We start from the raw sequence: 22,603 nt of genomic DNA, 5'->3' as shown, positions 1-22,603 counted from the left end.
ACGCCGTGGTTACTCGCCCTTTACCGTCGAGGGTATGACGTCGGAAGTGCTGACCGGCCCGTCGCCGGGTGTCGGAGCCCGGGGGACCGACGACCACCACCGCGTGGCCGTGATCGGCGCCGGGTTCACCGGGCTGACCGTCGGCCTGGCGCTGCTGCGCCGCGGGGTCGACGACGTGGTGCTGCTCGAGCGCGCGCACGACGTGGGCGGGGTGTGGCGGGACAACACCTATCCCGGGGTCGGGGTGGACACGCCGTCGTCGCTCTACCAGCTCCGGCGGATGACGAACCCGGACTGGACCGACACCTACGCGCCGGGCCACGAGGTCCTCGACTACTCGCGTCGCCTCGCTCGCACCGACGGTCTGATGGACAGGGTGCGGTTCGGCCACGACGTGCGCGACGCCCGGTGGGACCCCGCAGCGCGGTGCTGGCGAATCACCACCGGTCGCGGCGAGGTGACCTGTGACGTGCTGGTCAGCGCCGCCGGTCTGGTCTCCGATCCGAAGCTGCCGGACGTGCCGGGACTGGACGCGTTCCCGGGGCCGTCGTTCCACTCGTCGCGCTGGGACCACGATCTCGACCTCGCCGGCAGGCGCGTCGCGATCGTCGGGACCGGGGCGTCGACCGTCCAGATCGTGCCGGAGATCCAGCCGCTGGTCTCCGAGCTGCACCTGGTGCAGCGCACGCCGGCGTGGGTGATGCCGAAACCGGACCGGCCGGTGCCGGAGCGCACCCGGCGGTGGCTGGCCGCGAACCCGTTCCTGATGCGGATGCAGTTCGACCTGACCTACGTCGGCGCCGAGATCCTCGCCGCGGCCCGCCGGGTGCGGACGATGCGCACCGGGCTCATGCGGATCGGGCGCCGCCATCTGCAGCAGCAGGTCACCGACCCGGAGCTGCGGGAGCGCCTGACGCCGGACTTCGAGTACCTGTGCAAGCGCCCGCTGGTCTCGAACGACTACCTGCCCGCGGTGGGCGCACCGAACACGACACTGCACACCGGTGGTCTGGAGGAGGTGCGCGGGAACACGGTCGTCGCGGCGGACGGCACGTCGGCCGAGGTCGACGTGATCGTGTTCGCCACCGGGTTCGAGATCGGTGCGACGTCCCCGATCGCCCGCCGGGTGCGGGACGCGTCCGGCCGGTCGCTGTCCGACCACTGGGGCGCCCTACCACACGCCTACCTGGGCATGTCCTACCCGGAGTTCCCGAACTTCTTCCTGATGCAGGGCCCGAACGCGACGAGCGGCGTCAGCTCGACGCTGCTGTTCGCCGAGGCCCAGGGCCGCTACGTGGCGGACGCGGTGGTGACGATGGCCCGGGACGGGATCGAGACCGTCGACGTCCGCGCCGACGTCGAACGCCGGTGGACGCGACGGGTGCGCAGGCGCTCCGCACGCACCGTGTGGGAGGTCGGCGGCTGCGCCAGCTACTACCAGAACGACCACGGGATCAACGTCGTGATGTGGCCGGGGAACACGGCCGAGTACCAGCTGCGCACCCGGCGTTTCCGCCGCGCGCCGTTCCGCACCGTCGCCGGTCGCCGAGGTGCGGGGCGCCCGCTGGGGGCCGTCCGGGCCACCTGACCACCCGGATCACCTGACCACCCGGGCCACCTGACCCCACCTGACCACCCGAACGAACGGCACCATCGAGCAGTCCCACTGCCCGAACGGCACCCTCGTTCGGGCCTGGTGCTCCGCCGGCACCCCCGTTCGGGCCCGGTGCTCGGCCGGGTCGCCCGGTCAGGTCCCGGTGCGCTGGCGCGCCCGGTCGGCGCGGGCGCGCGCCTCGCCGGTCAGGCGCGACGTGGGCACGAAGTGCGGCGATGGCGCGGGGCGCTGGCGACGCGACGACCGCTCGGCGGGCCGGGCGGGAAGGTCCGGCAGCACGGGCCGGAACGACCCCGCGGGACGCGCGACGGGCGCCGGAGCCTCCGCGACCGGGGCCGGCGGGAGCTCCGCGCGCTGGTAGCGGGCCTCCCGGGACGACCCCGTGGCGCGGGCGACGGTCCGCAGCGCCCGCCGGGGCATCTCCAGCAGCCCGACGAGCGGCCGGTGGACCGCCCCGGGGACGCTCAGCACCCGTCCGCGGTCGAGGTCGGCCAGGCACACGTCGACGGCGGGCCCCGCCTCCAGCCACATCGGCGACGGGCCGGTCGGCTCCGCGCGACCGTTCCACCCGGTACGGACCCAGGCCGGGCAGAACGCCAGCACGCGCACGCCGGTGCCCCGCACGACCGGCACGAGCGAGTCGGTGAACGCCGCCACCCACGCCTTCGTCGGGCCGTAGGTCGAGCCGGCGGACGGCAGCCATCCCGCGACGCTGCCGACGTTGACGACCGTCCCGGTGCCGCGCCGCAGCATGCCCGGCAGCACGGCGTGCGTGAGCCGCATCATGGCCGTCACGTTGAGGTCGATCTCGGTCTGGAGGTCGTTCCGGTCGGCGTGCGGGAACGGCGACCCGGTCTCCGTGGCCGCGTTGTTGACCAGCACGTCGACGGCCAGTCCCTCCGGCCCGGAGAGCAGCGCCTCCAGCCGGAACAGCCCGTGACGCTGCGCGAGATCGGTGGCCAGGACGTCGACCCGGACGCCGTGCCGGGAGGAGATCTCGCGGGCGGTGGCGGCCAGGCGCTCCGCATCGCGCGCGACGAGCAGGAGATCGTGGCCGCGGCCGGCGAGGCGGTCGGCGAACGCAGCACCCAGCCCGGCACTACCGCCGGTTATCAGAGCGAGGGACACCCGAAGAGGGTATCCAGCACTGCTCCACGTAGCGCAATCGGGTGGTCACCCAACGCATTCGGACCAAATCGGACGATCAGGACGGGATCGACTTCTTCTCGGCCCCCAGGCCCTCTTCCAGCGCCGTGGCGACCTCGGCGAGGTCGGCCAGCAGGTCCTGCATGCGATCAGGCGAGATCCCGACCGGCGCCGCCGCGAGCACCCAGGCGTCCTCCGCCCAGAGCAGCTCGATGTCGTCACCGACGGCGTCGCTGGCGTCGGCCAGGCGGGTCGTCAGCAGGGGGCGCACGGCGTCGGCGTCGCTGACGAACGCGTAGCGCTCGCCGACCGGCTCCAGCAGGTCGAGACCGGCGTCGTCGGGCAGCGGAGCGCTCGGGAGCCGGAGCTCGACGGCGGCCGGCAGCGCTTTCTGCACCTGCACCGCGCACAGCACCGAGCTGATCCGGCCGGCCTGCTCGTGGTCGAAGGCGTAGGCCTGCCGCGGCCCGTCCGGCGTCGGCACGTCGCCACTGACCAGGTTGCGGGCCACGCCGGGTCCGCCCTGGTGGACCGTCCCGTAGCGCCACCGGCTGGGCAGCACCGGGTCGCTCTCCAGGTACTCCCACTCCCGCATGGACGCCCAGCGCCTGCGGTCCCGGGTCGCGCCGCCGCGGAACCGGTCGAACAGCAGGAGCCCGACCCCCACCACGATGGCGATGATGCAGACCCAGAACCAGACCGACATGCGGCGGAGCCTAGTCCCGCGACGCCGTCGAGCGTGGTAGCGAAACGAGGGGTTCCCTCATCCGGTCGTGAGGCCGTCCACCAGCCGCGCGGCCCGGTTGGTCGCAGCGGACGCCGCGTCGGCCACGACGGCGAGCACCTGCTCGGCCAGCCGCTCCGGTGGCAGTGCGGTGGCCCGCGGCCCGAACCGGAGCCCGGTCAACGCCCCGGCCCCGTCCACGGTCGCGACGACCGCCCCGTCCGCGGAGCCCGCCGTCTCCCGCACGGCGGCGAGCTCGGCCCGCACCCGCTCGACGCGGTCGAGCACGCCGTCCATCCGGTCGCGGTAGATCCCGCGCGGGGGCGGCAGGTCGTCCACCGGGACGAGGTACGGCCGTCGTCGCTCCATGCCCGCGACGGTAGGCGGATGCCCGCTCCGCCCGTCCCCGGTTCCGCCGATCCGTTCGCGATCGCCACCACCGCGCGGTGATCCGGAGAACGCGCACGGAGCCGGAGAACGCACGCGTCCGGTCGCGCGCGTTCCGCGGATCACAGCGCGTCCAGCGGCGTCGCCGGCCGGTGTGAGCGCGCTGCGGCGCACGAACGAGCCCGCCGTCCGGTTCCGGACGGCGGGCTCGTGGGGGTCAGCTCCCGATCGCGACGGGGTCGTGTGCGAACCCCTTGCCGACGATCAGTCCGCCGGTGCCGCCCGCGGCCGACGGGTCGAGGTCGACCCGCACGGTGTCGCCCTCGCGGACGGCGCCGGACAGCAGCTCCTTGGCGAGCTGGTCGCCGATCGAGGACTGCACCAGCCTGCGCAGCGGACGCGCGCCGTAGACCGGGTCGAACCCGTTCATGGCCAGCCACTCGCGGGCCGCGTCCGTGACCTCCAGCGACAGCCTCCGCTTGGAGAGCCGGTTCCGCAGCACGTCGACCTGGATGTCCACGATGTGCGTGAGCTCGTCGGTGGACAGCGCGTGGAAGACCACGACGTCGTCGAGCCGGTTGAGGAACTCCGGCTTGAACTGCTGCCGGACCACGGCCATCACCGCGTCCCGGCGGCCGGCGTCGTCGAGGCTCTGGTCGGCGATCGCCTGGCTGCCCAGGTTCGACGTCAGCACCAGGATCGTGTTCCGGAAGTCCACCGTGCGGCCCTGGCCGTCGGTCAGACGCCCGTCGTCGAGCACCTGCAGGAGCGTGTCGAACACGTCCGGGTGCGCCTTCTCGACCTCGTCGAACAGCACCACCGTGTACGGACGGCGTCGCACGGCCTCGGTGAGCTGGCCGCCCGCGTCGTAGCCGACGTAGCCGGGCGGGGCACCGACGAGCCGGGCCACCGAGTGCTTCTCCGAGTACTCGCTCATGTCGATGCGGACCATCGCCCGCTCGTCGTCGAACAGGAACTCGGCCAGCGCCTTGGCCAGCTCGGTCTTGCCCACACCGGTCGGGCCGAGGAACAGGAACGAGCCGGTGGGCCGGTTCTCGTCGGCGATACCGGCACGCGCCCTCCGCACGGCGTCCGAGACCGCGCGCACCGCCTCCGTCTGACCGACGACGCGGTGCCCGAGCTCGTCCTCCATGCGCAGCAGCTTGGCCGTCTCGCCCTCGAGCATCCGGCCGGCCGGGATGCCGGTCCACGCGCTGACGACGTCCGCGACGTCGTCCGGGCCGACCTCCTCCTTGAGCATCACGTCGTCGACGCGCTGCGCCGTCTCCGTGGCCGAGGCCAGCTCCTTCTCCAGCTGCGGGATGCGCCCGTAGCGCAGCTCCGCGGCCCGGCCGAGGTCGCCGTCGCGTTCCGCCCGCTCTGACTCGCCGCGCAGCTGCTCGAGCTGCTCCTTGAGCTCACGGGTGGACTCGATCGCGCCCTTCTCGTTCTGCCAGCGCGCGGTCAGCGCGGACAGTTCCTCCCGCTTCTCGGCCAGCTCGGCGCGCAGCGCGACCAGACGGTCCTTCGACGCGGCGTCCGACTCCTTCTCGAGCGCCATCTCCTCGATCTCGAGACGGCGAACCGCCCGCTCCACGGTGTCGATCTCCACCGGACGCGAGTCGATCTCCATGCGGAGCCGGGACGCGGCCTCGTCGACGAGGTCGATCGCCTTGTCCGGCAGGAACCGCGCCGTGATGTAGCGGTCGGACAGCGTGGCCGCGGCGACGAGTGCGGCGTCGGTGATCCGGACGCCGTGGTGCACCTCGTAGCGCTCCTTGAGGCCACGCAGGATGCCGACCGTGTCCTCCGGCGACGGCTCGCCGACGAGCACCTGCTGGAAACGCCGCTCCAGTGCCGGGTCCTTCTCGATGTGCTTGCGGTACTCGTCGAGCGTCGTGGCGCCGACCATCCGCAGCTCACCCCGGGCGAGCATCGGCTTGATCATGTTGCCGGCGTCCATCGCTCCCTCGCCGGAGGCACCGGCACCGACGATCGTGTGCAGCTCGTCGATGAACGTGATGACCTCGCCCGCGGACTCGGTGATCTCCTTCAGGACGGCCTTCAGCCGCTCCTCGAACTCACCGCGGTACTTCGCACCGGCCACCATCGAGCCGAGGTCCAGCGCGACGACGCGCTTGCCCCGCAACGACTCCGGCACGTCACCGGCGACGATCCGCTGGGCGAGGCCCTCGACGATCGCCGTCTTGCCGACGCCCGGCTCACCGATCAGCACCGGGTTGTTCTTCGTGCGCCGCGACAGCACCTGCACCACGCGGCGGATCTCCGTGTCCCGGCCGATCACCGGGTCGAGGTCGCCCTCGCGGGCGCGGGCGGTGAGGTCCTGGCCGTACTTCTCCAGGGCCTGGTAGCTGTCCTCCGGGTCCGGGCTGGTCACCCGCGCGGAGCCGCGAACCTTCGTGAACGCCTCGCGCAGCGCGTCCGGCCCGGCGCCGTGGCGGGCGAGCAGATCACGGACCGGCCCTCCGGACTGCGCGAGCCCGACGAGCAGGTGCTCGGTCGAGACGTACTCGTCGCCCATCTCGGTGGCCAGCTGCTGCGCGGAGGTGATCGCCGCGAGGGCGTCCCGGGAGAGCTGGGGAGCGCTGACCGAGGAACCGGCCGCGGACGGCAGCCGGTTGCCGAGTCCGGCCAGCTCGGTGCGGACGGTGTCGGCGTCCGCACCGACGGCGGCGAGCAACGGCGCGGCGATCCCGTCCCCCTGCGCGAGCAGCGCGCCCAGCAGGTGAGTGGGACCGACGTCCGGATTGCCCGCCAGCGTGGCGGCCTGCACGGCCGCCGAGATCGCCTGCTGGGTCTTGGTGGTGGGGTTGAACGAGTCCATCCGCCCCGTGTCCTCCTGCGTCGTGTCGTCGTGGCACCCAGTGTCGCCGCTTCGTTCCGCAAGCTGCTCTCAGTGTGCCTGTCGCTGGTTCCAACGTCAGGAAAGTTGAGTCTGTTCCGCTCAAGTAACTCTTTCTCCGCGCAGCGGCGATACTGGCCGTGATGAGCGAGGATCCGCTGCTGACCAGCCTGCTCGCGGCCGTCGCCGCCGCCCCCGAGGACGTCCCGCTGCGGCTGCACGTGGCCGGGCAGCTGGCGGCCGCCGGACGGGCCACCGACGCGTTGTCGCACGTGACGACGGCGCTGTCCGTCGACCCGGGCAACGCGGACGCGCTCGCGATGCTGCGGAGGCTGACCGCGCAGCTCACCGGAGGTGACACGCCCGCGGCGCAGCCGGCGCGCCCGGACCCGGCACCGGTGGACCCGGCACCCGCGAACCCGGACTCCGTGGACACCGACGACGAGCCGGCCCCGTCACCGCAGTTCGACTGGGCACGCGCCGAGGAGCAGGTCGCCGACATCGCCGCGTCGTACGAGACCGGCGGCGGCCCCGTCGAGGACGTGGACGCCGCCGTGCGCCCGACCGTCCGGCTCTCCGACGTCGGTGGCATGGAGCACGTCAAGGAACGGCTGGAGATGGCGTTCCTCGGTCCGATGCGCAATCCGGAGATGGCGGCCCGGTTCGGCAAGCGTCCCGGCGGCGGGCTGCTGCTCTACGGCCCGCCCGGCTGCGGCAAGACGTTCCTGGCCCGCGCGGTGGCCGGCGAGCTCGGCGCCCGGTTCTCCGAGATCGGCATCGCGGACGTGCTCGACATGTGGATCGGGCGCAGCGAGCGCAACCTGGCCGAGGTGTTCCGCGCCGCCCGCCGGAACGCACCCTGCGTGCTGTTCCTCGACGAGGTCGACGCGCTCGGGCAGAAGCGCTCGCACCTGACGCACTCCGGCGGGCTACGCAACACGGTGAACCAGCTGCTCGCCGAGATGGACTCGCTGTCCGGTGACAACGACGGCGTGTTCGTGCTCGGCGCGACGAACCACCCGTGGGACATGGATCCCGCGCTGCGGCGGCCCGGCCGGTTCGACCGGATGCTGCTCGTCCTGCCGCCGGACCCACCCGCGCGCGCCGCGATCCTGCGCCACCACCTGCGCGACCGACCGGCCGACGGGCTGGACGTGGACCGCGTCGTGAGGGCGACCGAGCACTACTCGGGCGCCGACCTGGCGCACGTGTGCGACACCGCGACCGAGCGCGCGCTGGCCGACTCGATGCGCTCCGGCACGGTGCGCAACCTGACCACGAAGGACCTGCTGACCGCGGCGCGGGAGATCGCGCCGAGCACCGGTCCGTGGTTCACCACGGCGCGCAACGTCGCGCTGTTCGGCAACTCCGACGGCAGCTACGACGAGCTGGCCGCCTACCTCAAGAAACGCCGCACGCCGTGAGCGAACCCCTCTCCACCGACACGGCGGCGGCCGCGGTCGCCCGCGCCGAGCACCTGCGCGCGCTGGGACGCCTCGACGACGCGGAGCGGGCCGCGCGGACCGGGCTGGCCGAGTACCCGGAGGACCCGGCGCTGCTGCGGGCGTTGTCGGTCGTGCTGCTCGGAGCGGGCGGAGGCCGGCACGCGGAGGGCCTGGCCGCGGCCGAGGCGGCCGCCGCACTGGAGCCGGACCGCGAGCACCCGCACCGCCTGCGGGCCCTGCATCTGTCCATGATGGACCGTCACGGTGAGGCGGTGGAGGCCGGTTACCGCGCCGTGCAGCTCGCGCCGGACGACCCGTTCGCGGCCACCGGGTACGCGCGGGTGCTGCAACGGGCCGGGCGCCTGACCGACGCGGGGAGGGTCGCCCGCCGGGTGGTCGAGCTCGCACCGCACGACGCCGCGTCGCACTTCCTGCTGGCCGACGTCAGCAGCGACTCCGGCGACCGGCGCACGGCGCGGGCCGCCTACCTCGAGACGCTGCGCCTGGACCCGGCGCACGCCGGGGCCCGGCACGACCTGGCCGTGCTGGACTCGCGGACGCACCACCCGGGCCGGGCGCTGCGCGGGTTGATCGACGCGGGCCGGCTGGACCCGTCCGCGACCGGCGTCCTGCGCAACGTCGGGGCCGTGCTCTGGCAGCTGTCGTGGCGGCTGCGGATGCTGTTGCTCGTGGCCGTGTTCGTCGTGCTCGGCGCGGGAGGCGCGGACCGCAGCGGTGACCTGACGTCGAACGCGGCACGGATCGCCGCGGCATTGGCCCTCGTCGTCGGTGCGGTGCTGGCGTGGTGGACCGTCCGCGGCCTGCCTCGGGGCACGTGGACGGTGATGCGCGCCGCGCTGGCCGCGGACGGCCCGCTCGCGGGGACCTGGATCGCGCTCGGCCTGTGCCTCGCGCTCTACGCGACGGTCGTGGTCACCGGCGTGGCGGTGATCGTCGCGGGAGTGTGGATCGTCCTGCTCGGACTGGCGGTGCTCGCCGTCGCGGTCGGGATCGGGCGGCGACGGCGGAACTGAGGAGCCGGGGCAGGTCCGTCGGACCCACCCCGGCTTCAGTGGCTGCTCAGAGCAGCGGCGGGAGGTTGTCCCCGATGACGATCTGGTTGCCCGACAGGTTGCCGTTCAGGTTGTCGTTCAGGAAGTCGCTGCAGTTCGCCAGGTTGGCGATGTTGTTGCCCGCGACGGGCGCCTGCGCGACGGCGTTGACCAGCGAGCCACCGCTGATCAGCGACTGGGCGTCGGCGTTGCCGCCGTCGAAGGAGCAGACCTTGGCCGCGTGGTGGCCCTTGTCCTTGTCCTTGCCCCAGTCCTTGTCGTGGCTGCTGTCGGCCTTGTCGCCCTTGACGTCCGTGGCGTCGTCGTAACCCGTGCCGCCGGCCCACGCCAACGGCGCGGCCGCGACCAGACCAACGGTCACGCCAACGGTGACCTTGCTGATCCTACCCAGCATCGTGCCTCTCCTAGGGGGTGAAGTCGATCATCGACCGAGGACTCGACGAGTCCTCAGGGTGGGAGCCCAGGTGGTCGGAACGAACGACCTCAGAGGATGGCGATCGTGTTGCCGCTGAGGTTGTCGTTCAGGTTGTGGTTCAGGAAGTCGGAGCAGTTCGCGAGGTTCGCGATGTTGTTGCCCGCGATCGGGGCCTGAGCCACGACGTTGCCGAGGAGCGCGTCGCCGCTGATCTCCGACGCCGCGCCGGCCTCGCCGCCGTTGAACGCGCAGGCCTTGCCGCCCCCGTGGTGCTTCGGGCCGTCCTCGTGGGTACCGGTCGCCGACGCAATCGGAGCCACGGCGGCCAGCGTCGCCGCCGCACCGATCGTGACGAGCCCGACCTTCTTCAGCATCCCTCAATCTCCTTCGCAGCCGTGATGCTGGCACACGGGTTCCGCATGCCTACTGCCGACAACGAGGGCATCAGCGACAGGTAACGGCTCCGACTCGAAGTTTTCTCGGACGCCCGCGGTGACTCCGTGTGGACATAGAGTCGCATTCGCGCCCGCCCGGAGCAGGGCCGCCCGTTACGGGGAGGAACGCTGTTCCGGCGACCGGCTCAGCGCCGTCGCAGCGTTCGCGAGGCGCCACCGTGCAGGTGCGTGGTGCTGGGGAACCGCCTGCGCGGGCGTGACGACCGCAGAGGTGTGCCCTTCGCGCCGAAGAAGTCGCCGCCCTTGCGTGCCGGGTCGTCGGTGCCCCAGTCGCGCTTCTCGGTCACCCGCTCCATGCGCGGGATGTGCTTGCGGCAGTGGATGTACGCCTCCTCGACGTCCACCACGACCCAGCGCTCGGCGCGGCGCCCCGGCACGTCGTAGCCGCCCGCGGCGCCCGGGTACCGGCTGCGGAAGGCGGCGTCGTCGACGACCCGCGCACGGCCGTTGACGTGCAGACCGATCAGCGACTCGACGAAGTCCACCATCAGGATGCCGATGTGGCCGTTCTCGAGGATGTTGCCGAGGCTGGCGAACACGCCGTTGCCCCGGTACTCGGGGTAGGCGAGCGTGAACTCGTCGAGCACCCGGATGAAGCCGGGGAGACCGGCCCGCAGCGAGTTGTCGCACTCCCCGTGCGCGTCCGACGTCGCGACGAACGCCATCTCCATCCGGCCGACGAACTCGACCATCCGCGGCAGCAGGCGGTCCCGCACCTGGTCGTCGTAGAAGCGGTCGGCCCGCCTCGTGCTGCCGTGCTCCTCCTGCAACGCGTGCTCTCCCGTGGATCCCGGACGGGCGGCCGGAGCGGCGGACGGTTCCGGGGCGTTGCGGGGTTCGGGGAGCGCCGGACGGTAGGGGGCCACGACGTCCGGTCTGCGACGCGGCACGACCGAAGACATGGGGGTTCGCAACGGCACGGACCACACGGTGCCATCGAACGGCGTGAAACACGACATCGAGTGACGCGGGCACCGTCTGGAAGCGATCTGTCACCCGGGCGCTATTCTTGCCCACGGCGCACCCACGCCGTCGAGTTCGACCGCCGTCCCCGAACGGATGATCCGTGACCGCAAACCCGACCGCCGAGACCGTCGTCCCCGACGACGGTGCCGTGGTCCTGCGCTCGATCGGCCAACGTCGTTCCGGCGAACGGGCGAACTCGCGTACGGTACCGGTCGGACGTCCTGCGACGGCGACGGGTCCGGACGACCGACGGAGCACGACGGAGGAGAGTGTCGTTCAGGCATGACCGCTGATCAGCTGATCTCCAATGACGTCTCCCCGCCGAACCGGCCCGCGACAGCGGCCGAGCGGACGGTCGAGCTGATCCGCTCGAGCTTCGCCGCCGTCGAGCCGCAGGCCGAGGAGCTCGGCAAGCACTTCTACGCGACGCTGTTCAGCCGCGCCCCCGAGACGCGGGACCTGTTCCCGGTCAACATGGAGGTCCAGCGCAGCCGCCTGCTCCGCGCGCTGGTGCACGTCGTCCAGATGGTCGACCAGCCGGACGACCTGGTGCCGTTCCTGCAGCAGCTCGGCCGCGACCACCGCAAGTTCGGCGTGCTGGCCCAGCACTACGACGCCGTCGGCGACGCGCTGATCACCGCCATCGCGACGGCCGCGGGCAAGGCGTGGACGCCGGACCTGGAACGGGCCTGGGTGAACGCCTACGCCACGGTGGCCAACGCGATGCAGGAGGCCGCCGCCGCCGAGCGTGGGCCGGCGTCGTGGCTGGGCCGCGTCGTCGATCACCGCCGGATCGGCTGGGACCTGGCCGTCGTCACCGTCGAGGCCAGCCACCCGGTTCCGTACCAGGCCGGCCAGTACGTGAGCGTCGAGACGCCGCACCGGCCCCGCCTGTGGCGCTACCTGTCACCGGCCAACGCGCCGCGCCAGGACGGGACGATCGAGTTCCACGTCCGCGCGGTGGACAACGGGTGGGTCAGCCGGGCCATCGTGGCGCACTGCCAGATCGGTGAGACCTGGCGGATCGGCCCGCCGATGGGCCGCATGGCCGTGCCGCAGAACTCGAACCGCGAACTGCTGATGGTCGCGGGCGGCACCGGCGCGGCCCCGATGAAGGCGCTGCTCGACGAGGTCCGGCAGCGTCCGCGTCCGCCGCGCACGCAGGTGTTCGTCGGCGGCCGGACGTGGGACGACCTGTACGACTTCACGGCGCTGCGCCGGCTGTCGTTCTCCTACCCGTGGCTGGACGTGATCCCGGTCGTCGAATCCGAGGCCGAGACGTCCGGGGCCGAGATCGGCACGCTGGCCGACGTGGTCACCCGTTACGGCGCGTGGAGCGACCACGACGTCCTGGTCTGCGGCTCGCCGGCGATGATCCGGTCCACCGTGTCCCGGATGCTCGTCGCGGGGACGCCGCTGGACCGGATCACCTACGACCCGTTCACGATGGACTGAGGTCGCCGCCGACCCGCGCTACTCGAACGCGTCCGTGCTCCGCACGGACAGCACGTGCAGGGTCCGCTCGCCGTGGAACCCGTCGCGGCCGTGCAGGAACCGGTAGTTGTCGAGCGCCAGCAGCTCGCCGGCCCCGAGCCGGAACCGCGGCGCGACCTCGAACACGGTCGCCTGCACGTCGGCCCAGTCCTCGATCATCCGCACGTGCTCGTCCCAGTGCGGTGCGCGCGGGACCGGCAGCGCGTAGTCGCTGGCGCGCACCGCCCGTCGTCCACCCCGGGTGTGCTCGACCATGCGACGCACGAGCGGGGTCGTCGGGATCCCACGCCGCGGCGTCGCGATGGCACCGAAGAAGTCGACGTCGACGCCGGTCAGGAACGCGTGCAGGTCCGGCCGCGTGGTCCGCAGCGCGTCGACGAGCGCGTACCCGTCGACCAGCACCGAGTCACCGCCGGACGGGGCGGGCGCGGTGCAGTGCATGAACAGGTAGTCCTCGTCCGGGTCCCGCAGGCGGGTGGCGCGACCGTGCACGTCGACGGTGACGAACGCGCCGTCGGAGTGCAGCCCGAGCGCGGGCGCGTCCACGCCGCCCTGCAGCCGGATCCCGAACAGCTCGCGCAGGCGCCCGCCGAGCAACCGCGCCGCCGTCGCCACGAGCGTCTCCGGATCGTCCCCGCCGCCGGGCAGGATCACGACGCCGTCGCGCTCGAACACCTCCCTGGCGTGCTCCGGCTCGGCCCGCACCGGGACGACCCCTGCCTCGCCGACGATCTCCTTCAGCTCGGGACGTACCGTCCCGCTGCGCCGTCCGTCCCGGTCGGTCTGGGCCACGCCGCCTCCTCGTCGCTGGACGTCTTCTGCCTCATACTGGCAGCAACGAGACAGTGCCCGAAACTACCCGTTCGCAGCGTCCCAGCGACGTTCCAGGGCCCGGCCGGCCAGTGTGACGGCCAGTGCCGAGCCGACCACCGCGAGCGCGGGGAGCAGGACGAGCTGCGGCGCGACGAACATGTACTGCCTGCCCTCGGCGAGCATCGCGCCCCACTCCGGAGTCGGGGGCTGCGCCCCGAGCCCGAGGAACGACAGCCCGGCGATCGAGAGCAGGACGTTCGCGAACCGCAGGCAGGCGTGCGCACCCAACGGGCGCAGCAGGTTCGGCAGCACGTGCCGGAACACGATTCGTCCGGTCCCGGCGCCCAGCGCGACCGCGCCCTCGACGTACTCGCGGCCCCGCTCCCGCGCGGCCAGCTGGAACGTCAGGCGGGCGAACGGCGTCCACCCGACGAGCACGACGGCCAGCAGCAGCGTCCCGAGGTCCGGCGGGTCCTCGCTGGCGGCGACCACGACCAGCCCGACGACGATCGCCGGGATCGACACCAGCACGTCGATGAGCCGCTGGAACGCCTGCCCGACGACCCGCCCGGCCCAGCCGGCCAGCAGACCGAGCACGGTGCCGATCGCCGTGCACAGCGCCAGCGCGACGACCGTGAACCCGATCGACAGCCGCGCGCCGACGGCCAGTCGCGCGAGGACGTCGCGGCCGAGCTGGTCGGTCCCGAACAGGTGCTGCGCGGACGGGCCCGCGAAGCGCTGGGACAGGTCGGTACCCACCGCGTCCCACGGCAGTGCGGCGACGACCACGAGCAGCACCGCTCCGACGAGCAGCACCCGCCCGGCCGACGGCCGCCACCGGGCCGCCGTCCGGGACACCGCGACGGTCACGTGGCCACGCTCCGGCCGACCGGGTCCATCGCCAGCGCCACGACCTCGGCCGCGATCGTGGCCAGCGCGGCCACGGTCACCACGACCATCAGCCCGGACTGCACGACCGGCAGGTCCTGGCCGACGACGGCGTCGTAGAGCAGGCGCCCGAGCCCCGGCACCGCGAACACGACCTCGACGACGACCGACCCGCCGAGCAGGCCGCCGAAGAACATGCCGGACATCGACGTCACCGACGTCAGTGCCAGCCGGCCGCCGTGCCGCCAGAGCACCCGGCGCTCCGCCAGCCCCTTGGACCGTGCGACGGCGACGTGCGGGCGCCCGAGCGCGTCGAGCGTCTCGGCCCTGGTCAGCTGCGCGGCCAGGGCGGCGGGGAAGGCGGCCAGCGTCAGCACCGGGAGCACCGCCTGCGCCGCGCCACCCCATCCGGTCGCCGGGAGCAGCGGTAGCGCGACGGCGAACACGAGCACCAGCACCGTGCCGAGCACGAACTCCGGCACCGCGACGCCGAGCACCGACGCGCCCGCGACGACCCGGTCCAGCCACCCGCCGGGGCGGTTCGCGGCGTGGACCCCGGCCGGGATGCCGACGGCGGCGGCCACGGCGAGCGCCAGCGCGGTCAGGACGACCGAGACGCCGAGCGCGGGGAACACCAGCCCGGCGACCGGCGTGCGCGTCGCGAACGAGATCCCCATGTCGCCGGTGGCCAGGTGCGCGAGCCAGCGCAGGAACTGTTCCACCGGCGAGGCGTCCAGCCCGAACTCGGCGCGCACGGCCGCGAGCGTCGCCGGGTCCGGCTCGGCCTCGGCGAACCGGCTGCGCAGCACGGCCCGCTCGGTGTCCACCCCGGAGATCCTGGGCAGCAGGAAGATCAGCACGGAGGCCAGCAGCAGGACGACCGGCAGCGCCAGCAGCCGCCGGACGACCAGCCCGGTCACGGCGTCCGCCCGGTCACTGGGTCGGCCCGGTCACTGCGTCGTGGCCAGCCCCGGCGTCACCAGCGACTGCTCCAGGGGGTCGACGGCGTACCCGGCCACCTGACGTCCGACGCCGTTGACCTGCGTGTGCACGAGTGGGACGCCGACGGCGTCGGCGTTCAGCTTCTCCGCGGCCCTCCGGAACCCGTCCTGGCGCTGCGCGGCGTCGGTCTGCGTGGCCAGCGGCGCGACGATCGCGTCGAACTGCGGCGAGCAGTAGCTGTTGATGTTGTACGAGCCCTGGCAGGTGTAGTCCGTGCTCAGCGTGGCACCGGCGTCCGCGACGTCGGTGAGGTAGCTGCGGGACAGGATGTACATCTGGTACTTCCCGGCCAGCAGGTCGGGCTCGTCCGCGTCGTAGTCGCCGACCCGGATCGTCGCCTCGATGCCCGCGCCGCGCAGCATCGCCTGGATCGCGGTGGCCAGCGTCGGGAGCTCCGGGCGGTTCGGGTACGTCGCGAGCGTGACCTGCAGCGGACGTCCCGGCCCGTACCCGGCCTGGGCGAGCAGCGACTTCGCCCGCTCCACGTCGGCAGCGGGCGGCGGGGCGGACGAGCCCCACGGGACGGCCGGGCCGAACAGCTCGGAGGCCGGCACGGCCGATCCGGCGAGTGCCTGCTCGGCGAGCGCGGTCCGGTCGATCGCGGCGGTCACGGCCTGCCGCACCCGGGGATCGTCGAACGGGGCCGCCGACTGGTTCAGCAGCAGCGAGTCGGTACGCGGGGCGGCGACGGTCTGGTTCGTGTAGCCGTTCGAGTCGGTGAACTCGAGCGCCGACGACTCCGGGAGACCCTGCGCGATGTCCGCGTCCCCGGCGCGCAGCGCGAGGGCCCGCGCGGCCGGGTCGCTGACGTAGTTGACGGTCACCCCGGAGAGCGTCGGGCGCTCGCCCCAGTACCGGTCGTTCCGCGCGAGCTCGGCGCTCTGCGTGCCGTTGGCAGCCGTGATCGTCATCGGGCCGGTGCCGGTGCCCTGGACCTTCGGCGGGGTCGCGGCGTACGCGGACGGCGCGAGGATGCCGGTGGACGGCGCGGACAGCCGCAGCGGCAGGATCGGGTCCGGGTTCGTCGTGGTGACCCTGACCCCGTCCGCGCCGTCCGGCACGACGGCCAGCCCGACGCCCTTGATCGCCCTCGGCGGTGTGCTGACGCCGGCCAGCCACGTCAGTGACCGCGCGACGGCGGCCGGGTTCAGCGGCGTGCCGTCCTGGAACACGACGCCATGGCGCAGCGTGAACCGCCAGGTACGCGGGTCGACCTGGTTCCAGGCGGTGGCCAGCCGCGGACGCGCGACACCGTCGGTACCGGAGGCGACGAGGCTCTCGGTGACGCCGAGCTGGGACAGGACGTACGCGTCGTCGGTGTCGATGCCGTAGCCGGAGTCCGGGCTGAACTGCGCGGCGACCGTGATCCGGCCGTCCGGGACCGGTACCCCGGTCCCGGAGCCGCCTCCACCGCACGCCGCGAGCAGTCCGACCGCTGCGCAGGCGAGAGCGACGCGGGCGCGGGTGCGCGGGCGTGAGGCGGTGACCATCGAGGTCCTTTCGGCGTGCGGGACACGCCGGGCGCGCGTCCGGGTGATCGTCTGCACAGCCGTTCAGCTAGTCAAGAGATGTGCGCGAAAGCGCATATGTCGTACCTGCCACTCAGTAGCAGCATGCTACGAATGGTCAGTGACGATCACGAGCGCGCTGCGCCCCCGATGGCCGCGCCCGGTGACCCGACTGGCCGCGCTGCCCCCGGTCATGCGGTTGCTCGTGCTCACCCAGATGGCGTTCAACATCGGCTTCTACATGGTGCTGCCGTACCTGGCCACGCACCTGGCCGAGGACCTCGGACTCGCGGCCGCCGTCGTCGGACTCGTGCTCGGGCTGCGGACGTTCAGCCAGCAGGGCATGTTCGTGGTCGGCGGCACGCTGGCCGACCACTACGGGGCGAAGCCGGTCGTGCTGGCCGGGTGCGCGTTGCGGGTGGTCGGGTTCGTGCTGCTCGGCGCCGCGTCGTCGGCGTCCGGTGTGATCGCGGGCGCGCTGCTCACCGGGTTCGCGGCGGCGCTGTTCTCCCCGGCCGTGGAGTCGGCTCTGGCCAGGGAGGCCGGCGAGCGGGAGCGCTCCGGACAGGGGTCGACGCGCACGGAGGTGTTCGCGCTGTTCGCGGTCAGCGGGCAGGTCGGGACCGTCACCGGCCCGCTCGTCGGGACGGCGCTGCTGCTCGTCGACTTCCGGCTGGCCTGCCTCGTCGCGGCCGGCGCGTTCGTCCTGATCGGACTCGCGCACCTCGCGTGGCTGCCGTGGCGCGAGGCGGAGCACGCGGGCGAGCCGGTGCTGGCCGGATGGGCCGAGGTGCTCGGCAACCGGCGGTTCGTCGTGTTCGCGGCGGGCTACTCGGGCTGGCTGCTCTGCTACAACCAGCTCTACCTGGCGCTGCCCGCCGAGCTGGAACGTGTCGGGGGCGGGGCGGCACTCGGCCCGCTGTTCGTGGTCTCGTCGGTCCTGGTGATCACGTTGCAGCTGCGGGTGACCGGCTGGTCCGGGCGCCTCGGCGAGGGCCGCTCGGTGGTGCTCGGGTTCGCGCTGATGGCGACGGCGTTCGCGGTCGTCGCGGTGGCCCGGATGCTGCCCGTGCCACCGTCGTGGGCGCTGCTCGTGCCCGCCGTCGGGATGGTCGTGCTGCTGACCGCGGGCGAGATGCTCGCCGTCCCGGTCGCGCAGTCGCTCGTCCCGCGCCTGGCCGGTGAGCGACGCCTGGGCGCACACTTCGGCGTGCTCGCCTCGTTCGGCGGGGTGATGGTGCTGCTCGGCTCGACGGCCGTGGGCGCCCTGCTGGACCCGGCGGTGCCCGCCGCCGTGCCGTTCCTCGTCATGACGGCCGTCCCGCTGGCCGGCGCCGCCGTGCTGGGCACGCTCGCCCGACGGGGCAGGCTCACCGCTCCGGCCGCGACGGCCTCGGCGTCCTGACCCGTCAGTCCTTGCGGTCCGGGTGCCAGACGACCAGCGCCTGGCGACGGTCCACCGGCACGAGATCGCGCCGGTAGGACTGGTGCACGGCCGCGGTGGCCTGCTGGGCGGCGGCGTGCGTCTCCGCGAGCTCGGCGTTCAGCTCCTCGATCCGTTCGCGGAGCTCACCGACGAGCTGCTCCAGCTCGATGATCCGCTTCACGCCGGCGAGGTTCACGCCGTCGTCCTGCGAGAGCCGCTGGACCTCGCGCAGCAGCGCGATGTCGCGGGCCGAGTACCGGCGCCCGCCGCCGGACGACCGGCCGGGGCTCACCAGCCCCAGCCGGTCGTAGCTGCGCAGCGTCTGGGCGTGCAGTCCGGACAGCTGGGCCGCGACGGAGATGACGAACACCGGGCTGTCCTGGCCCGCCCCTGCGGGCAGTCCGTGCTCGGGACCGTTGCCGTCCGTGCCCCCGGTGCTGCGCCGTGCCGGCACGACCGTCACCTCCCAGCGTTCCCGAGCAGGTCGGCCCGGGGGTCGAACGACTTCGTCGCCTCGGCGTAGGCCTGCAACGCCTCGGACGCGGCGTCGTCCAGCTTCTGCGGGACCGCCACCTCGACCGTCACGAGCAGGTCGCCCTTCTTGCCGTTCTTGCGCTCCACACCACGCCCGCGCACCCGCAGGGTGCGACCGCTCGTGGTTCCCGCCGGCACCTTCAGCGACACGGTCCCGTCCAGCGTCGGCACGGTCAGGGTCGCACCCAGTGTGAGCTCGGGGAAGGTCACCGGGACGGTGATCGTCAGATCGTCGGCGTTCTTGGTCGACCGGCCGAGCACCCGGTGCGGGTTCACGTGCACCAGGACGTACAGGTCACCGGCCTGCGCGCCTCCGCGGCCCGGCTCGCCCTGACCGGCGATCCGCACCTTCTGGCCGTCGTCGACGCCTGCCGGGATCCGCACGGTCAGCGTGCGGGTCCGGTTGCTGACGCCGTCGCCGCGGCACTCGGGGCACGGGTCGTCGATGATCCGGCCGGTACCGCGGCAGTCGCGGCACGGCTCGGAGAACGCGAACGCTCCCTGGCTGCGGCTGACCAGGCCCTGGCCGTTGCAGGTCGGGCACGTACGCGGGGTCGTGCCCGGTTTCGAGCCGGTGCCTCCGCACCGCTCACAGCGGCCGGGAGACGTCATGCGCAGCGGCATCGTGGCGCCGCGGACGGCCTCCTCGAACGAGATGCGGACCTCGGTCTCGACGTCCGCCCCCCGCCGGGAGCGGCTGCCGCCACCCCCGCCGAAGCCACCGCCGCCGCCCCCACCGGACTGGCCGAACAGGCCACCGAGCAGGTCGTTCAGGTCGGTGGCGCCGCCCGCCCCGCCGCCGGAGCGGCCGAACAGGTCACCGAGGTCGATGTTCTCGGTGCCGGCCCCGCGGCCGAAGCCGCCACCGCCCGGGAACCCACCGCCGCCGAAACCGCCACCGCCGCGGAACAGCGCCTTGGTCTCGTCGTACTCCTTGCGCTTGTCCGGGTCACCGATGACGCCGTTCGCCTCGGAGACCGCCTTGAACTTCGCCTCGGCCTCGGGGTTGCCGGGGTTGGCGTCCGGGTGGTTCTCCCTGGCCAGCTTCCGGTAGGCCTTCTTGATCTCGTCCTGGGATGCCGTCGAGGAGACGCCCAGGTCGCGGTAGTAGTCCTTCTCGATCCAGTCGCGCTGGGTCATCCCGCCTCCTTTCCGGATCCGGTCCCGGCACCGGGCGTCCTGCCCGGAGCCGGGACCCGGCGTCCACGATCAACTACGCCGGCGGTCAGGCCGGGTTCTGCGGCTCGCCACCGCCGGGCCCGCCGTCGGCCGACGGCGGCTCCGCCCCGCCTTCCACGGTCTCCGCCGTCGTCTCGGCGGGGACCTCGGACTCGGCGCGGTCCTGCACGGTGACCATCGCCGGACGCAGGACCCGGTCCGAGATCCGGTAGCCACGACGGAGCACCGTCGACAGCACCGTCACGGTCGGGCCGCTCGCGTCGGACGGCTCGTGCTGGACGGCCTCGTGCAGCGACGGGTCGAACAGCTCGCCCTGGACACCGAACGGCTCCAACCCGAGCTTGGTCACCACACCCACGACCTTGTCGGCCGCGGACTTGAACGCCCCGGTGAGGTCGCCGTGCTGCTCGGCACGCTCGAAGTCGTCGAGCACGGTCAGCAGGTCGGACACGAACGACGCCTTGGCGCCGACCAGGACGCTCTCGCGCTCCCGGTCGGTCCGCCGCCGGTAGTTCGCGTACTCCGCGCTGACCCGCTGCAGGTCCGCCGTGCGTTCGGCGACCTCGGCGGTGAGCTTCTCGACCTCCGGGTCGACCCCGTCGGCCGGGCCGGCCGCCGGGCCGGGGGCGGCGGTGCCGTCCCCGGCCACGGTGCCGTGCTCCGGAGTCTCGGTGCCCTCCGGGACCACCTTGCGGCGGTCCCGGATCGTCACCGGCTCGTCCTGGCCTTCCGCGTGCCCGCCGACCGTTCCGTCGTCCCGGTCGTCGGTGTTCACTTCTGGCCCTTGTCCTTGTCGTCGTCGTCCACGACCTCGGCGTCGACGACGTCGTCGTCCTGGGCCTGCGCGCCGCCGGCCGAGCCGGCGTCACCCGCGGTGCCCGCTGCGTCGTCGGAACCCTGCTGGGCGTACAGCGCGGAGCCCATCTTCTGCGACTCCGTGGCCAGCTTCTCCATCGAGGACTTCAGGGCCTCGTTGTCGGTGCCCTTCAGCGCCTCCTGGACCTCGCCCAGTGCCGCGTTGACCGAGTCCTTCACCTCGGACGGGAGCTTCTCGTCGTTCTCCTTGACGAACTTCTCCGTCTGGAAGACGAGGGTCTCGGCCTGGTTGCGGGTCTCGACCTCCTCGCGACGCTTGGCGTCCTCCTCGGCGTGCGCCTCGGCCTCCTTGACCATGCGGTCGATCTCGTCCTTGCCCAGGCTCGAGCCGCCGGTGATCTGCATCTCCTGGCTCTTGCCGGTGCCCATGTCCTTGGCGGACACGTTGACGATGCCGTTCGCGTCGATGTCGAAGGAGACCTCGATCTGCGGGACACCGCGCGGGGCGGGCGGCAGACCGGTGAGCTCGAACATGCCGAGCTTCTTGTTGTAGGCCGCGATCTCCCGCTCGCCCTGGAACACCTGGATCTGGACGGACGGCTGGTTGTCGTCGGCCGTCGTGAAGATCTCCGAGCGCTTGGTCGGGATCGTGGTGTTCTTCTCGATGAGCTTGGTCATCACGCCGCCCTTGGTCTCGATGCCCAGGGACAGCGGGGTGACGTCGAGCAGCAGGACGTCCTTGACCTCGCCGCGCAGCACGCCGGCCTGCAGGGCCGCACCGGCCGCGACGACCTCGTCCGGGTTGACGCCCTTGTTCGGCTCCTTGCCACCGGTGAGCTCCTTGACCAGCTCGGTCACCGCGGGCATGCGGGTCGAGCCGCCGACGAGCACGACGTGGTCGATCGAGCCGACCGAGATGCCGGCGTCCTTGACCACCTGGTTGAACGGCTGGCGCGTGCGCTCCAGCAGGTCCGAGGTGATCTTCTGGAACTCGGCGCGGGACAGCGTCTCGTCCAGGAACAGCGGGTTCTTGTCCGAGTCGACCGTGATGTACGGCAGGTTGATGGCGGCGCTCGACGAGCTGGACAGCTCGATCTTCGCCTTCTCCGCGGCCTCACGCAGCCGCTGCATGGCCATCTTGTCCTTGGTCAGGTCGATGCCCTGGGCGCTCTTGAACTTGTCGACGAGCCAGGTGACGATCCGCTCGTCCCAGTCGTCGCCGCCGAGGTGGTTGTCGCCGTTGGTCGCCTTGACCTCGACGACGCCCTCGGCGATCTCCAGCAGGGACACGTCGAACGTGCCGCCACCGAGGTCGAAGACGAGGATCGTCTGCTCGTTGTCGCCCTTGTCCAGGCCGTAGGCCAGCGCCGCCGCGGTCGGCTCGTTCACGATCCGCAGGACGTTCAGGCCGGCGATCTGGCCGGCCTCCTTCGTGGCCTGACGCTGGGCGTCCTCGAAGTACGCCGGCACGGTGATCACCGCGTCGGTGACGTCGTCACCCAGGTAGGACTCGGCGTCGCGCTTCAGCTTCTGCAGGACACGGGCGCTGATCTCCTGCGGCCCGTAGGTCTTGCCGTCGATGTCCGGGGTCTTCCAGTCCGTGCCGATGTGCCGCTTCACCGAGCGGAACGTGCGGTCGGAGTTCGTGACGGCCTGGTTCTTGGCCGACTGGCCGACGAGAACCTCACCGTTGCGGGCGAACGCGACCACCGAGGGCGTCGTGCGGGACCCCTCCGAGTTCGCGATGACCGTCGGCTCGCCACCCTCGAGGACGGCGACGACGGAGTTGGTGGTCCCGAGGTCGATACCGACCGTACGAGCCATGGTGACTGCCTCCGTGGTTGTCTTGCGCGT

20 protein-coding genes are annotated in these 22,603 nt (G+C 72.7%); 5 read left to right on the top strand and 15 right to left on the bottom strand.

Features of this window, described 5'->3' with window-relative positions:
• Nucleotides 1–34 precede the first annotated feature (34 nt).
• A complete protein-coding gene (locus EV378_RS18305; protein ID WP_132427003.1) occupies nt 35–1,588 on the top strand; it encodes a flavin-containing monooxygenase in 1,554 nt (517 codons plus the stop codon).
• Between the two features lie 159 nt (nt 1,589–1,747).
• On the opposite strand, the gene EV378_RS18300 is transcribed toward EV378_RS18305, so the two are convergent.
• From EV378_RS18300 to clpB, 4 genes are all read right to left on the bottom strand, one after another.
• On the bottom strand, nt 1,748–2,743 hold the full coding sequence (locus EV378_RS18300; RefSeq protein WP_132427001.1) for an SDR family NAD(P)-dependent oxidoreductase: 996 nt from the start codon (nt 2,741–2,743) through the stop codon (nt 1,748–1,750).
• Nucleotides 2,744–2,819: 76 nt separating this feature from the next.
• Complete coding sequence (locus tag EV378_RS18295; protein ID WP_132426999.1) at nt 2,820–3,467, bottom strand: type III secretion system chaperone family protein; 648 nt, start codon at nt 3,465–3,467, stop codon at nt 2,820–2,822.
• 57 nt (nt 3,468–3,524) lie between these two features.
• Nucleotides 3,525–3,854, bottom strand: coding sequence for a YbaB/EbfC family nucleoid-associated protein (locus EV378_RS18290; protein WP_243653533.1), 330 nt, complete (start codon nt 3,852–3,854; stop codon nt 3,525–3,527).
• A 235-nt stretch (nt 3,855–4,089) separates the two neighbouring features.
• The gene (clpB, locus tag EV378_RS18285; RefSeq protein WP_132426997.1) at nt 4,090–6,717 is read right to left on the bottom strand and encodes an ATP-dependent chaperone ClpB; all 2,628 of its coding nucleotides are present in this window, start codon (nt 6,715–6,717) and stop codon (nt 4,090–4,092) included.
• Between the two features lie 161 nt (nt 6,718–6,878).
• On the opposite strand from clpB, the gene EV378_RS18280 reads away from it, so the two are divergent.
• Nucleotides 6,879–8,159 carry an AAA family ATPase gene (locus tag EV378_RS18280; protein ID WP_132426995.1) on the top strand — a complete coding sequence of 427 codons (1,281 nt, stop codon included), beginning with the start codon at nt 6,879–6,881 and terminating at the stop codon, nt 8,157–8,159.
• The gene (locus tag EV378_RS18275; protein ID WP_132426993.1) at nt 8,156–9,214 is read left to right on the top strand and encodes a tetratricopeptide repeat protein; all 1,059 of its coding nucleotides are present in this window, start codon (nt 8,156–8,158) and stop codon (nt 9,212–9,214) included. The genes EV378_RS18280 and EV378_RS18275 overlap by 4 nt, the downstream gene beginning before the upstream one ends.
• 46 nt (nt 9,215–9,260) lie before the next feature.
• On the opposite strand, the gene EV378_RS18270 is transcribed toward EV378_RS18275, so the two are convergent.
• The 3 genes from EV378_RS18270 to EV378_RS18260 form a co-directional block, all read right to left on the bottom strand.
• The gene (locus EV378_RS18270; RefSeq protein ID WP_132426991.1) at nt 9,261–9,614 is read right to left on the bottom strand and encodes a hypothetical protein; all 354 of its coding nucleotides are present in this window, start codon (nt 9,612–9,614) and stop codon (nt 9,261–9,263) included.
• A 122-nt stretch (nt 9,615–9,736) separates the two neighbouring features.
• The gene (locus EV378_RS18265; protein ID WP_132426989.1) at nt 9,737–10,042 is read right to left on the bottom strand and encodes a hypothetical protein; all 306 of its coding nucleotides are present in this window, start codon (nt 10,040–10,042) and stop codon (nt 9,737–9,739) included.
• A gap of 206 nt (nt 10,043–10,248) precedes the next feature.
• Nucleotides 10,249–10,989, bottom strand: a complete 741-nt coding sequence (locus EV378_RS18260) for a pyridoxamine 5'-phosphate oxidase family protein (RefSeq protein WP_424511227.1) — start codon at nt 10,987–10,989, stop codon at nt 10,249–10,251.
• Between the two features lie 382 nt (nt 10,990–11,371).
• On the opposite strand from EV378_RS18260, the gene EV378_RS18255 reads away from it, so the two are divergent.
• Nucleotides 11,372–12,544, top strand: a complete 1,173-nt coding sequence (locus tag EV378_RS18255) for a globin domain-containing protein (RefSeq protein ID WP_132426985.1) — start codon at nt 11,372–11,374, stop codon at nt 12,542–12,544.
• A gap of 18 nt (nt 12,545–12,562) precedes the next feature.
• Here the strand turns inward: EV378_RS18255 and EV378_RS18250 are convergent, their stop codons facing one another.
• From EV378_RS18250 to EV378_RS18235, 4 genes are all read right to left on the bottom strand, one after another.
• Entirely contained in the window at nt 12,563–13,375 is an 813-nt protein-coding gene (locus EV378_RS18250) for a TauD/TfdA family dioxygenase (RefSeq protein WP_165922329.1), read from the bottom strand.
• 63 nt (nt 13,376–13,438) lie between these two features.
• Entirely contained in the window at nt 13,439–14,266 is an 828-nt protein-coding gene (locus tag EV378_RS18245; protein ID WP_132426981.1) for an ABC transporter permease, read from the bottom strand.
• On the bottom strand, nt 14,263–15,204 hold the full coding sequence (locus EV378_RS18240; protein WP_132426979.1) for an ABC transporter permease: 942 nt from the start codon (nt 15,202–15,204) through the stop codon (nt 14,263–14,265). The genes EV378_RS18245 and EV378_RS18240 overlap by 4 nt, the downstream gene beginning before the upstream one ends.
• Before the next feature lie 30 nt (nt 15,205–15,234).
• Nucleotides 15,235–16,776, bottom strand: coding sequence for an ABC transporter substrate-binding protein (locus tag EV378_RS18235; RefSeq protein ID WP_132426977.1), 1,542 nt, complete (start codon nt 16,774–16,776; stop codon nt 15,235–15,237).
• Between the two features lie 139 nt (nt 16,777–16,915).
• On the opposite strand from EV378_RS18235, the gene EV378_RS18230 reads away from it, so the two are divergent.
• The gene (locus EV378_RS18230; protein WP_243653532.1) at nt 16,916–18,199 is read left to right on the top strand and encodes an MDR family MFS transporter; all 1,284 of its coding nucleotides are present in this window, start codon (nt 16,916–16,918) and stop codon (nt 18,197–18,199) included.
• Nucleotides 18,200–18,203: 4 nt separating this feature from the next.
• Here EV378_RS18230 and EV378_RS18225 read toward each other — a convergent pair whose 3' ends face one another.
• The 4 genes from EV378_RS18225 to dnaK all read right to left on the bottom strand — a co-directional run bounded on the left by EV378_RS18225 (nt 18,204) and on the right by dnaK (nt 22,573).
• Complete coding sequence (locus EV378_RS18225) at nt 18,204–18,674, bottom strand: heat shock protein transcriptional repressor HspR (RefSeq protein WP_132426975.1); 471 nt, start codon at nt 18,672–18,674, stop codon at nt 18,204–18,206.
• A gap of 5 nt (nt 18,675–18,679) precedes the next feature.
• A complete protein-coding gene (gene dnaJ, locus EV378_RS18220; RefSeq protein ID WP_132426973.1) occupies nt 18,680–19,894 on the bottom strand; it encodes a molecular chaperone DnaJ in 1,215 nt (404 codons plus the stop codon).
• Between the two features lie 85 nt (nt 19,895–19,979).
• On the bottom strand, nt 19,980–20,708 hold the full coding sequence (gene grpE / locus EV378_RS18215) for a nucleotide exchange factor GrpE (protein WP_132426971.1): 729 nt from the start codon (nt 20,706–20,708) through the stop codon (nt 19,980–19,982).
• Nucleotides 20,705–22,573 carry a molecular chaperone DnaK gene (gene dnaK, locus EV378_RS18210; protein ID WP_132426969.1) on the bottom strand — a complete coding sequence of 623 codons (1,869 nt, stop codon included), beginning with the start codon at nt 22,571–22,573 and terminating at the stop codon, nt 20,705–20,707. The genes grpE and dnaK overlap by 4 nt, the downstream gene beginning before the upstream one ends.
• Nucleotides 22,574–22,603: the final 30 nt, after the last annotated feature.

The organism is Pseudonocardia endophytica, assembly GCF_004339565.1.
In the GTDB taxonomy this organism is placed as follows: Bacteria; Actinomycetota; Actinomycetes; order Mycobacteriales; family Pseudonocardiaceae; genus Pseudonocardia; species Pseudonocardia endophytica.
Note: the sequence above shows the minus strand (reverse complement) of the source record. Positions and strands in the feature narration are given on the sequence as shown.

Excerpts from the sequence above, each read along its gene's own strand:
- EV378_RS18305 (WP_132427003.1), top strand. The coding sequence starts at position 35 with ATGACGTCGGAAGTGCTGACCGGCCCGTCGCCGGGTGTCGGAGCCCGG.
- EV378_RS18295 (WP_132426999.1), bottom strand. The coding sequence starts at position 3,467 with ATGTCGGTCTGGTTCTGGGTCTGCATCATCGCCATCGTGGTGGGGGTC.
- EV378_RS18290 (WP_243653533.1), bottom strand. The coding sequence starts at position 3,854 with ATGGAGCGACGACGGCCGTACCTCGTCCCGGTGGACGACCTGCCGCCC.
- clpB (WP_132426997.1), bottom strand. The coding sequence starts at position 6,717 with ATGGACTCGTTCAACCCCACCACCAAGACCCAGCAGGCGATCTCGGCG.
- EV378_RS18280 (WP_132426995.1), top strand. The coding sequence starts at position 6,879 with ATGAGCGAGGATCCGCTGCTGACCAGCCTGCTCGCGGCCGTCGCCGCC.
- EV378_RS18265 (WP_132426989.1), bottom strand. The coding sequence starts at position 10,042 with ATGCTGAAGAAGGTCGGGCTCGTCACGATCGGTGCGGCGGCGACGCTG.
- EV378_RS18255 (WP_132426985.1), top strand. The coding sequence starts at position 11,372 with ATGACCGCTGATCAGCTGATCTCCAATGACGTCTCCCCGCCGAACCGG.
- EV378_RS18235 (WP_132426977.1), bottom strand. The coding sequence starts at position 16,776 with ATGGTCACCGCCTCACGCCCGCGCACCCGCGCCCGCGTCGCTCTCGCC.
- dnaJ (WP_132426973.1), bottom strand. The coding sequence starts at position 19,894 with ATGACCCAGCGCGACTGGATCGAGAAGGACTACTACCGCGACCTGGGC.
- dnaK (WP_132426969.1), bottom strand. The coding sequence starts at position 22,573 with ATGGCTCGTACGGTCGGTATCGACCTCGGGACCACCAACTCCGTCGTC.